The organism is Kocuria sp. SM24M-10 (genome assembly GCF_001027955.1).
GTDB lineage: Bacteria > Actinomycetota > Actinomycetes > Actinomycetales > Micrococcaceae > Kocuria > Kocuria oceani.
The window spans coordinates 25,625-36,130 of record NZ_LDNX01000119.1 but is presented as its reverse complement, the minus strand read 5'-3'; the positions used below and the strand labels follow the sequence as shown (position 1 = coordinate 36,130).

8 protein-coding genes are annotated in these 10,506 nt (G+C 75.0%); 6 read left to right on the top strand and 2 right to left on the bottom strand.

What is annotated here, in order from left to right; translation table 11 throughout:
• From ABL57_RS13605 to miaA, 3 genes are all read left to right on the top strand, one after another.
• Positions 1-626: regulatory protein RecX (locus tag ABL57_RS13605; RefSeq protein WP_053004968.1), on the top strand; the 626-nt coding region annotated here is incomplete at its 5' end.
• A gap of 113 nt (positions 627-739) precedes the next feature.
• Positions 740-2,272, top strand: a complete 1,533-nt coding sequence (gene miaB, locus ABL57_RS13600) for a tRNA (N6-isopentenyl adenosine(37)-C2)-methylthiotransferase MiaB (protein ID WP_047804020.1) — start codon at positions 740-742, stop codon at positions 2,270-2,272.
• Complete coding sequence (gene miaA / locus ABL57_RS13595) at positions 2,269-3,198, top strand: tRNA (adenosine(37)-N6)-dimethylallyltransferase MiaA (RefSeq protein ID WP_047804014.1); 930 nt, start codon at positions 2,269-2,271, stop codon at positions 3,196-3,198. Before miaB ends, miaA begins: the two co-directional genes overlap by 4 nt.
• On the opposite strand, the gene ABL57_RS23100 is transcribed toward miaA, so the two are convergent.
• The gene (locus tag ABL57_RS23100; RefSeq protein WP_053004967.1) at positions 3,195-4,766 is read right to left on the bottom strand and encodes an LssY C-terminal domain-containing protein; all 1,572 of its coding nucleotides are present in this window, start codon (positions 4,764-4,766) and stop codon (positions 3,195-3,197) included. The genes miaA and ABL57_RS23100 overlap by 4 nt on opposite strands.
• Before the next feature lie 130 nt (positions 4,767-4,896).
• Here ABL57_RS23100 and dapF point away from each other — a divergent pair, with 130 nt between their 5' ends.
• Entirely contained in the window at positions 4,897-5,862 is a 966-nt protein-coding gene (dapF, locus tag ABL57_RS13585) for a diaminopimelate epimerase (RefSeq protein ID WP_047804013.1), read from the top strand.
• 40 nt (positions 5,863-5,902) lie between these two features.
• Here dapF and ABL57_RS13580 read toward each other — a convergent pair whose 3' ends face one another.
• Positions 5,903-6,565: a class I SAM-dependent methyltransferase gene (locus tag ABL57_RS13580; RefSeq protein ID WP_082157445.1), complete on the bottom strand. Its 663-nt coding sequence runs from the start codon at positions 6,563-6,565 to the stop codon at positions 5,903-5,905.
• A 120-nt stretch (positions 6,566-6,685) separates the two neighbouring features.
• Here ABL57_RS13580 and hflX point away from each other — a divergent pair, with 120 nt between their 5' ends.
• Positions 6,686-8,332, top strand: coding sequence for a GTPase HflX (hflX, locus tag ABL57_RS13575; protein WP_047804012.1), 1,647 nt, complete (start codon positions 6,686-6,688; stop codon positions 8,330-8,332).
• A 4-nt stretch (positions 8,333-8,336) separates the two neighbouring features.
• On the top strand, positions 8,337-10,418 hold the full coding sequence (locus ABL57_RS13570; RefSeq protein ID WP_047804011.1) for an ATP-dependent DNA helicase: 2,082 nt from the start codon (positions 8,337-8,339) through the stop codon (positions 10,416-10,418).
• The last annotated feature ends 88 nt before the right edge of the window (positions 10,419-10,506 follow it).

Below are 10,506 nucleotides of genomic sequence, written 5' to 3'. Positions count from 1 at the left end.
CCGAGAGCCCGTACGCACGCCGGCGCCGCCGGTCCTCCGCCCGCCACCGCGGGCCGGAGGGCCCGGCGGCGCCGGCGTCCGCCGCCCAGGACCCGGAGCCCGATCCGCGCGAGGTCGCCCGCGCGATCGTGCTGCGCCAGCTCACGGCCTCGGCCAAGAGCCGCCGGCAGCTCGAGGACAAGCTCGCCGACCGCAACGTCCCGGAGGACACGGCCCGTGAGGTGCTGGACCGCTTCGAGGAGGTCGGCCTCGTCGACGACGCCCAGTACGCGGAGCTCTACGTCCGCTCCCGCGCGGGCTCCCGCAAACTGGCCCGCTCCGCGATCCGCCGGGAGCTGGCCACCCGCGGCGTCTCGGGCGAGCTCGCCGAGGCGGCGCTGGAGCAGCGCACCGACGAGGACGAGCGGGCCGACGCCGCGGAGCTGGTGCGCCGGAAGCTGCCCGCGGGACTCGACCTGTCGGACCGCACGGAGCGGGACCGGGCGGTGCGCCGGCTGGTCGGGATGCTCGGGCGCAAGGGCTACGCCCCGGGACTGGCCTTCGCCGTCGTCCAGGAGGAGCTCGAGGCCCGCACCGGCGCCGCGGCGGACGACGACGTGACCGAGGCCTACCCGGACACCCCCTGACCCGGGAGACGGGCAGCGTGCCCGGGGCGGCGGGACGGCCGCCTGCTGCGCGCCGCGGTGTCCCCGGTCCGGACGGGACGGGCACGGCCTTCGGCCCGTACAATTGCCCGGTGATCCCGACCCCTGCCGCCCCGCCCTCGGACCCGACCGCGTCCTCCGCCGCCCCCGCCCCGCGCTCCTACGAGGTGCGCACCTTCGGATGCCAGATGAACGTCCACGACTCCGAGCGGATCACCGGTCTGCTCGAGGCCGCCGGCTACGTCCCGGCCGCGGGCGGCGAGCCGGACCTCGTGGTCTTCAACACCTGCGCGGTGCGCGAGAACGCCGACAACAAGCTCTACGGCAACCTCGGCCAGCTCGTCCCGGCCAAGAAGCGCAACAAGGACCTGCAGATCGCGGTGGGCGGCTGCCTGGCCCAGAAGGACCAGGACACGATCCTGGAGAAGGCCCCGTGGGTGGACGTCGTCTTCGGCACGCACAACATCGGCTCGCTGCCGGCCCTGCTGGAGCGCTCCCGGCACAACGCCGAGGCCCAGCTCGAGATCCTCGACGCCCTCGAGGTCTTCCCCTCGACGCTGCCGACCAAGCGGGACAGCGCCTACTCGGGCTGGGTGTCGATCTCCGTGGGCTGCAACAACACCTGCACGTTCTGCATCGTGCCCTCGCTGCGCGGCAAGGAGCGCGACCGGCGGCCGGGCGACGTCCTCGCCGAGGTGCAGGCGCTGGTGGACGACGGCGCCGTGGAGGTCACCCTGCTCGGGCAGAACGTGAACTCCTACGGCGTGGAGTTCGGGGACCGCGGCGCCTTCGCCAAGCTGCTGCGCGCCTGCGGGCGGATCGAGGGCCTGGAACGGGTGCGCTTCACCAGCCCGCACCCGGCGGCCTTCACCGACGACGTCATCGACGCCATGGCCGAGACCCCCAACGTGATGCCCCAGCTGCACATGCCGCTGCAGTCCGGCTCGGACCGCGTGCTCCGGCGGATGCGCCGCTCGTACCGCTCCCGGCGCTTCCTCGACATCCTCGACACGGTGCGCGAGCGGATCCCGCAGGCCGCGATCACCACCGACATCATCGTGGGGTTCCCGGGGGAGACCGAGCAGGACTTCCAGGACACCCTCGACGTCGTGGCCGCCTCCCGCTTCTCCTCGGCCTACACGTTCCAGTACTCGATCCGGCCCGGCACCCCCGCGGGGGAGATGGCCGACCAGGTCCCCAAGGCCGTGGTGCAGGAGCGCTTCGAGCGCCTCGTGGCCCTGCAGGACCGGATCGCCGCGGAGGAGAACCGCCGGGTGGTCGGGCGCCGGGTCGAGCTGCTCGTCACGGCGGAGGCGGGCAAGAAGTCCGGGCTGACCCACCGGCTCTCCGGCCGCGCCCAGGACCAGCGGCTCGTGCACTTCTCCGTGCCGGAGGGCGCGGAGGCACCCCGGCCCGGCGACTTCGTGACCGTCACCGTGACCGACGCCGCCGCCTATCACCTGATCGCCGACCCCCGCGGACCGGGGGAGTACGCGCTGCGGCGCTCCCGGGCCGGTGACGCCTGGGACCGCCGCCAGGCCGACTCCTGCGGCGTGCCCGCCACCGCCGCCGACGGCGCCGGCCCGCGGCCCGTGAGCTTGGGCATGCCGAGCCTGCCCGTCCGGTGAGCGCCGAGGCCCCGCCGGTCGTCGCCGTCGTCGGCGCCACGGGCACCGGCAAGACCACCCTGGGCGTGGAGCTGGCGCTGCGGCTGGGCGGTGAGGTGGTCAACGCCGACTCGATGCAGTTCTACCGCGGCATGGACATCGGCACCGCCAAGGCCACCGCCGAGGAGCGGCGCGGGGTGCCCCACCACCTCCTCGACGTCCTGGACGTCACCGAGGAGGCCTCGGTGGCCGACTTCCAGCAGCAGGCCCGGTCCTGCTTCGCGCAGATCCGCGCCCGCGGCCGGGTGCCCGTCCTGGTCGGCGGCTCCGGGCTCTACGTCCGGGCCGCCCTGGACGTGCTGGAGCTGCCGGGCACGGACCCGCGGATCCGCGCCCGCCTCGAGCGGGAGCTCGCCGCGCAGGGCGCCGGCGCGCTGCGCGAGCGCCTGCTGCGGGTGGACCCCGAGTCCGCGGCCCGGGTGCGCGACGACCGCCGGCTGGTGCGCGCCCTGGAGGTGTGGGAGCTGACCGGGCGCCCGTTCGCCTCGTTCATGCCTCGCCGGGAGTACGTGGCCCCCACGGTGCAGCTGGCCCTGGACGTCGACCGGGCGGAGCTGCACGCCCGGCTCGCCCGGCGGGTGGAGGCCATGGTGGAGGCCGGTCTGGAGGCCGAGGTGCGCGAGCTGGCCGGGCGAGGCCTGCGCGCCGGGCGCACCGCCTCTCGTGCCCTGGGCTACGGGCAGTTCCTCGACGTCGTCGACGGCCGCACCTCGGCCGAGGACGCCGCCGAGGCGACGGTGGTGGCCACCCGGCAGTTCGCCCGCCGCCAGCTGACCTGGTTCCGGGCGGACCCGCGGGTGCACTGGCTGGGCGGTTCCGGACCCGAGACGGTGGAACGGGCGATGCGGCTCGTGCAGCGGTTCCGGACCGAGCCCACCGGCCCCTAGCCGGAGGCGCTGTCGACCGCGGTGGAGCGGCGCAGCCACCACCCGTCCGCGGCGGAGACAGGGACGATGAGCAGCCAGCTCCACGCGGCGAGTCCGGGGTCCCAGAACGCCACCGGAATGCTGAGGGCGAAGACCACCGGCGCCGGCAGGAGCCCGCGCAGCACGTAGCGGTACAGGCCGGCGTCGACCTCGGGCGCCATCAGCCCGGCGTGCCACGCATGGGCCCACACCAGGTTCAGCGAGGCGTAGACGGCCGCCGACACCGCGGCGTACAGCGCCGCCGGCCAGGGCGAGCCGCTCCCGCCGTAGTCGCTGAGCAGGCTCGTGGGCATCGGCAGCAGGGCGATGAAGAACAGGGACAGCAGGTTCAACCACTGCAGGCGCCCGTCGATGCGGCGGATGACGGTGAACCGGCGGTGGTGGCTCATCCACGCCGTGCCGATGACGGCGAAGCTCAGGACGTAGGCGAGGAACTGCGGCAGATGAGCCCGCAGCGCCGGCTCCAACCGCTCCGGCGGGAGGTCCCCGGGGAGGATGAGCTCCAGGACCAGCAGGGTCATCGCGATCGCGAAGACGGCGTCGCTGAAGTACACGGTCCGGTCGGTGGACTCACCGGCGCCGAACAGCCGGCCGTACGTCTGGGCGGGCCCGGCACGGCGCGGCGGGCGGACCGGCGACTCATCGGCCATCGGGCCCACCCCCGGGCGCTCGGCCGGCGGGGCCGCCCGCACGTCGAGGACGGGCAGGTGCCCGTCGGTCTCGATGCTGTCCCCGCCCCCGTTGCGGGCGTGGTAGCCGGAGGAGAAGTTGCGCAGCACGTGCACGCGGGCGCCGGCCGAGCGCAGCGCCGCGACGACCAGGTCCCGCTCGGCGTCGGTGCGCGCGGCGACCTTGTGGGTCACCTGCAGCGTGAAGAGGGAGAGCCCGACCCGTCGGTCGAAGGTCGCCGCGCCCACCAGGTCCACGAGGGCGCCGCCCGGCAGCCGCCAACCCGGCGGGCAGACCCAGAAGCGCACGTGGTGCCGCTGGGCGGGACTGTCCGCGACCTCGCGCTCGAAGGCCAGCGCCTGGCGGCGGCCGAAGACGTACAGCGGGCTGACCGGGGCGGCCGGGTAGCTGCGGTGCAGCACCGCGGCGCGGCTGATGTGCCAGGCCGTGGCGGGGGTCAGGGGATCGGCGGCCGTCCAGCCCGCCGCGCGCATGGCCGCGGCCAGCCGCTCCGGGCTGCCCGTGACCGCCAGGTTGACCGGATCGCCCAGCAGCCCGTCGCCGGTGCGGGCGCGCCCGATGAAGTAGTGGGGCACGTAGAGGCCGGTGAGCACCCGGTTCAGGGACGGGAGCAGCACGTACGCCGACAGCGCCCAGACGGGCACGAAGGCCCACACCAGCCGTCCCCCGTCGTCGACGTCCTCGAGCACGAGGTGGTAGACCCCCCAGCCCGCCAGCAGCGCGGTCACCATCCGCCCGGAGCGGTGCAGCCACAGGACCGCGGTCGGCCCGGGCCCCCGGCGCGCACCCGGGACCGTGCTCCGTGCGTCCGGTGCCCGGTCGCTGCCTCGTGCGTCCACCTGGCCGTCCTCGCCCCCACGTACTGCACCGGACCCCGGCCGGTGTGCCCCCAGGCTAGCCACGGCGGCGGCACCGGGGAAGGCCGTGACCCCGCCGCGGCGCACGGGCCGGGCCGCGTATGATGTCCGGGTGACCTCAGCGCAGCCCGATACCCTCCCGACCGCCCCGTCCCCGGACGCCGCCGTGCCCTGGGGGGAGCTGCGCGGGCGCAGCTTCGCGAAGGGCCACGGCACGGGCAACGACTTCGTCCTGCTGACCGACCCGGACGCGCAGCTCGCGCTCGACGCCCACCTCGTGTCCCTGGTCTGTGACCGGCACCGCGGCATCGGCGGCGACGGCCTGATCCGGGCGGTGCGCAGCGAGGCCCTGCCCGAGGGCCGGGCCGTGCTGGAGACCGCCCCGGACGCCGAGTGGTTCATGGACTACCGCAACAACGACGGCTCGATCGCCGAGATGTGCGGCAACGGCGTGCGCGTGTTCGTCCACTACCTCGTCCAGCGCGGTCTCGCCGAGGTTCCCGAGGGCGAGGTCCTGCGGATCGGCACCCGCGCCGGGGTGAAGACCGTCGCGCGCACCGACTCCGGCTACGCCGTGGACATGGGCCCCTGGAGCTTCCTGGACGGCGAGACCGCCCGGTCCCGCGGCTCGGACGCCGTCGTGACCGCGAAGGGGCTCAAGGTGCCCCGCCCGGCGCTGTCCATCGGGATGGGCAACCCGCACACGGTCGTGGCGCTCGCCGAGGGGGAGAAGCTCGACCAGCTCGAGCTGTTCACCGCCCCGGTGGTGCGCCCGGAGCCCGAGGACGGCACGAACGTCGAGTTCGTCGTCCCCGCCGACGGCGACGACGACGGCGTGGGCCGGGTCCGCCTGCGGGTGCACGAGCGCGGCGTGGGCGAGACGCAGTCCTGCGGCACCGGCGCGTGCGCGGCGGCGGCGGCGACCCGGTTCTGGGGCGGGCCCACCGCTCCGGACCAGTGGCTCGTGCAGGTGCCCGGCGGGGTCGTCTCCGTGACCTTCGTGCCCGCCCCGGACGGCGCGGAGCACGTGGTCCTCGCCGGCCCCGCCGTGCTCGTGGCCGACGGCACCTTCGTCTGAGCCCCGCCGCCGCGCCCGGCTCGGACCGGCTCCGGCCGGCTCAGGCCGCCCGGTCGACCCGCAGGACGCGGAACCCCTTGTCGGTGGCGTGCCGGGAGACCCGGAAGGACCCGCCCAGCTCGGCCGCCAGCCACTTCTGCAGCGAGTCGGCACCGAGGTTCTTCTGCACCACCAGCCACGCGCTCCCGCCGGGGTTCAGCCGCGGCAGCCAGCGGAGGAGCAGCTCGTGCAGCTGCTGCTTGCCGATCCGGATGGGCGGGTTGGACCAGATGGTGTCGAAGCGGCGGTCCGCCGGCACCTGCTCGGGCAGCAGCACCTCGACGTTGCCCAGGCCCAGGGCAGCCGCGTTGTCACGGGTCAGCCCGAGCGAGCGCTCGTTGACGTCCACCGCCGTGACCCGGGCCCCGGGCGCGGCCTCCGCCAGGCTCAGGGCGATCGGGCCCCATCCGCACCCGACGTCCAGCAGCTCCGCGCCGGCCGGATCGGGAACATTTCGGAGCAGCACGGACGTTCCCTTGTCGAGACCTCGCGGACTGAAGACGCCGTTGGAGGTCTGCAGGACGACCTCCCGCCCGCGCAGGGCCACGGTCACCGGGCGGCGCACCTCCGGCACCGAGGGATCCTCCGAGAAGTAGTGCTCGGTCCCCGGATTCGGGGCCGCCGGGCCGGCGGTGGGATCGGGGGAGTCGGAACGCCGTGTCATAGACGTTCATGCTACCGATCGCGCGGACCCGGTCCGCTCCGCGCAGCTCCACCGCCGAGGCCCCGTCCGTCGGAGCCCGCGACTAGAATTCCAGCAACCACATCCTTTCCGAAAGGAACCATGACCCCGTCGAACAACACCCCTGCCGACCACAGCACCGCGGCTCCCGCGGTGGAGGCCGACAACGGCCTGAGCCGGCAGGACCTCGAGGACGTCGTCGAGCGCGTCCTGTCCCGGGCCCGGGCCCGGGAGGCCGACGCCGGAGAGCGCGCCGACCGCCGGCCCGAGGACTCCGGGTCCGCCGCGAGCGGTCCCCTGACCGGCCGCGCCCGCGAACTGGCCGACAGCGGCCAGGAGCACTCGCAGCACGACGGCGAGCAGCAGGACCTCGACGAGCGCCGCGCGCTGCGCCGCGTCGGGGGCCTGTCCACCGAGCTCGAGGACGTCACGGAGCTCGAGTACCGCCAGCTGCGCCTCGAGCGCGTGGTCCTGGCCGGTCTCTGGACCGAGGGCACCCTCGAAGAGGCGGAGAACTCCCTGCGGGAGCTCGCCGCTCTCGCCGAGACCGCCGGGTCCGAGGTGCTGGACGGCATCGTCCAGCGCCGGCTCAAGCCCGACCCCGCCACGTTCCTGGGCTCCGGGAAGGCCAAGGAGCTGCGCGACGTCGTGGCCGCCACCGGCGCCGACACCGTCATCGTGGACTCCGAGCTGGCCCCGTCCCAGCGGCGCGGGCTGGAGGACGTCGTCAAGGTCAAGGTCATCGACCGCACCGGTCTGATCCTCGACATCTTCGCCCAGCACGCCAAGTCCAAGGAGGGCAAGGCGCAGGTCGAGCTCGCGCAGCTCGAGTACCTGCTCCCGCGCCTGCGCGGCTGGGGCGAGTCCCTGTCCCGCCAGGCCGGTGGCCGCGCCGCCGCCGGTGAGGGCATCGGCTCGCGCGGGCCCGGTGAGACCAAGATCGAGCTGGACCGCCGCCGGATCCGCACGCGGATGGCCAAGCTGCGCCGCGAGATCGCCGCCATGAAGCCGGCCCGGGAGACCAAGCGGCTCAACCGCCGCCGCAACTCCGTGCCCTCCGTGGCGATCGCCGGCTACACCAATGCGGGCAAGTCCTCGCTGCTCAACCGGCTCACCGACGCCGGGGTGCTCGTGGAGAACGCGCTGTTCGCGACCCTGGACCCCACGGTCCGCCGGGCGCAGACCCCCGACGGGATCGGCTACACGCTCTCGGACACGGTCGGCTTCGTGCGGTCCCTGCCGACCCAGCTCGTGGAGGCCTTCCGCTCCACGCTGGAGGAGGTCGCCGACGCAGACCTCATCCTGCACGTGGTGGACGCCTCCCACCCGGACCCGGAGGGCCAGATCCGGGCCGTGCGCCAGGTGTTCACGGACATCGACGCGCAGAACATCCCCGAGATCATCGTGCTCAACAAGGTCGACGCCGCGGACCCCTTCGTGGTCGAGCGGATCCGGCAGCGCGAGCGCAACGTCGTGGTCGTCTCCGCCCGCACCGGGGAGGGCCTCGACGCGCTGCGGGAGCGGATCAGCGAGTCCATCCCGCGCCCCGAGACGGTGCTGGACCTGCTGGTCCCGTACCAGCGCGGCGACGTCGTCAGCCGGCTGCACGACTGGGACGCGGAGATCCTGCGCACCGAGCACCTGCCCGAGGGCACGCACCTGCTGGTGAAGGTCCGCGAGGACCTGGCGGCCGAGCTCGCGGAGTTCGCCCCGGAGGACGCGCCCGGCTTCGGCGCCGAGAGCGCCTGAGCCGGTGCCCGCAGCATTCGTCGACGAGTCCGGGCAGGACGTCTCCGGCACACGGCCGGAGACCCTGCCCGGGGCGCAGGACGCCCTGGGCCTGCTCGACACCGCCGTCACGGCGATGGGCGGGCAGGTCCGGGACGGGCAGCGGCTGATGACCGGCAAGGTCGCGGAGGCCCTCGACCGCGGCCGGCACCTGCTGGTCCAGGCCGGCACCGGCACCGGCAAGTCCCTCGCCTACCTGGCCCCGCTCGTGGCCCACGCCCAGCACGCGGACAAGCCGGTGGTCGTGGCCACCGCGACCCTCGCCCTGCAGTCGCAGATCGTGGGCCGGGACGTCCCCCGCCTGCTGGCCGCCCTGGAGGGAGAGCTCGAGCACGAGGTCGACGTCGCCCTGCTCAAGGGCCGCAGCAACTACGCGTGCCTGCACAAGCTCGAGGGCGGCTACCCGTCCGAGGACGACCCCGGCGCGCTCTTCGCCCTGCCCGACGCCGCCCCGCACCCCGGCGCCGCGCAGCCGGAGACCACCGAGCAGCCCGGCCGGCTGGGCCAGGAGGTCCAGCGCCTGCGGGAATGGGCGCGCGCCACCGACACCGGTGACCGCGACGAGCTGCTCCCGGGCGTGAGCGACAAGGCGTGGCGCCAGGTCTCCGTGACCGCCAAGGAGTGCCTGGGCCGCAGCTGCCCCCTGGTCGAGCAGTGCTTCGCCGAGCTCGCCAAGCAGCGGGCCGGGGAGGCGGACATCGTGATCACCAACCACGCCCTGCTCGCGATCAACGCGTTCGAGGGCATCACGGTCCTGCCCGAGCACGACGTCGTGGTGATCGACGAGGCCCACGAGCTGCAGGACCGGGTCACGGGGGCGGTCACCGGCCAGCTCTCCGCGGCCATGGTACGCGCGGCGGCGGCCTCCGCGCGCAAGCACACCGCCGCGAACCCCGACTCCCTCACCGCCGGTGCCGCCAACCTGGAGGCCGCGCTGCTGGGCGCGCCCGCCGAACTGCTGCACCGGGGCCTCGACGACGCCCAGGCGGCGGCCGTGGCCCAGATCCGGGACGCCGCACGCACGGTCATGAGCGAGTCGAAGGGCGGCTCCGGGGGTGAGAAGGACGGGGACGCCGGACGGCAGATGGCCCGCTCACGGGTCAGCGACGTGCTGGAGCTGGCCGAGCGCATCCTCGCCGCCGCCGACTCCCGCGAGGTGCTCTGGATCTCGCGGCAGGGCGGCTGGGAGCCCGGCCGCGGCTACGTCCCCGCCGAGGACACCGACCCGGCCACCCTGCACGTGGCGCCGCTGTCGGTGGCCGGGACCCTGCGGGAGGGCCTCTTCGACGGCCGCACCGTGGTGCTGACCTCGGCCACCCTCTCCGTCGGCTCCTCCTTCGACGCCGCCGCCGGGGCCCTCGGGCTCCGCGGCGAGGGCGCCCCGCGCTGGGAGGGCGTGGACGTGGGCAGCCCCTTCGACTACCCGCGGCAGGGGATCCTCTACCTCGCCAAGCACCTGGAGAAGCCGGGCCGGCGCCTGACCGAGGCCCAGCTGGAGGAGATGCTCGCCCTGCTCGAGGCCTCGCGCGGCGGGGCACTGGGCCTGTTCTCCTCCCGCCGGGCGGCGGAGGAGGCCGCGGAGGCCCTGCGCGGGCGCACCGACCTGCCGATCCTCTGCCAGGGGGAGTCCTCGCTGGCCGGGCTCGTCCAGGAGTTCACGGACGACCCCGCCACGAGCCTGTTCGGGACGATGAGCCTGTGGCAGGGCGTCGACGTGCCGGGGGCCTCGTGCCGGCTGGTGATGATCGACCGGATCCCCTTCCCGCGTCCGGACGACCCGCTGTCCACGGCCCGCAGCCGGGCCGCCGAGCGGGCGGGGAGCAACGGGTTCATGTCCGTCTCCGCGACGCACGCGGCCGTGCGGCTGGCCCAGGGCGCCGGCCGGCTCATCCGGGCCGGTGGGGACCGAGGTGTCGTGGCGATCCTGGACTCCCGCATCGCCACGGCCCGCTACGGGGGGTTCCTGCGCGGGTCGCTGCCGCCGCTGTGGACCACCACGGACCGCTCGGTGGTGCTCGGGGCCCTGGCGCGCCTGGCGACGGCCTGACCCGGTCAGGACGCGGCACGGGGCCCGGCCGAGCGGCCGCGCCCCGTGCCGCTGCGGGCGCCGGACAGCGGGTTGTCGGACAGCGCGT

What these genes read in the sequence shown, in the direction of transcription:
- ABL57_RS13580 (WP_082157445.1), bottom strand. Translation starts at nt 6,565, where the DNA reads ATGACACGGCGTTCCGACTCCCCCGATCCCACCGCCGGCCCGGCGGCC.
- hflX (WP_047804012.1), top strand. Translation starts at nt 6,686, where the DNA reads ATGACCCCGTCGAACAACACCCCTGCCGACCACAGCACCGCGGCTCCC.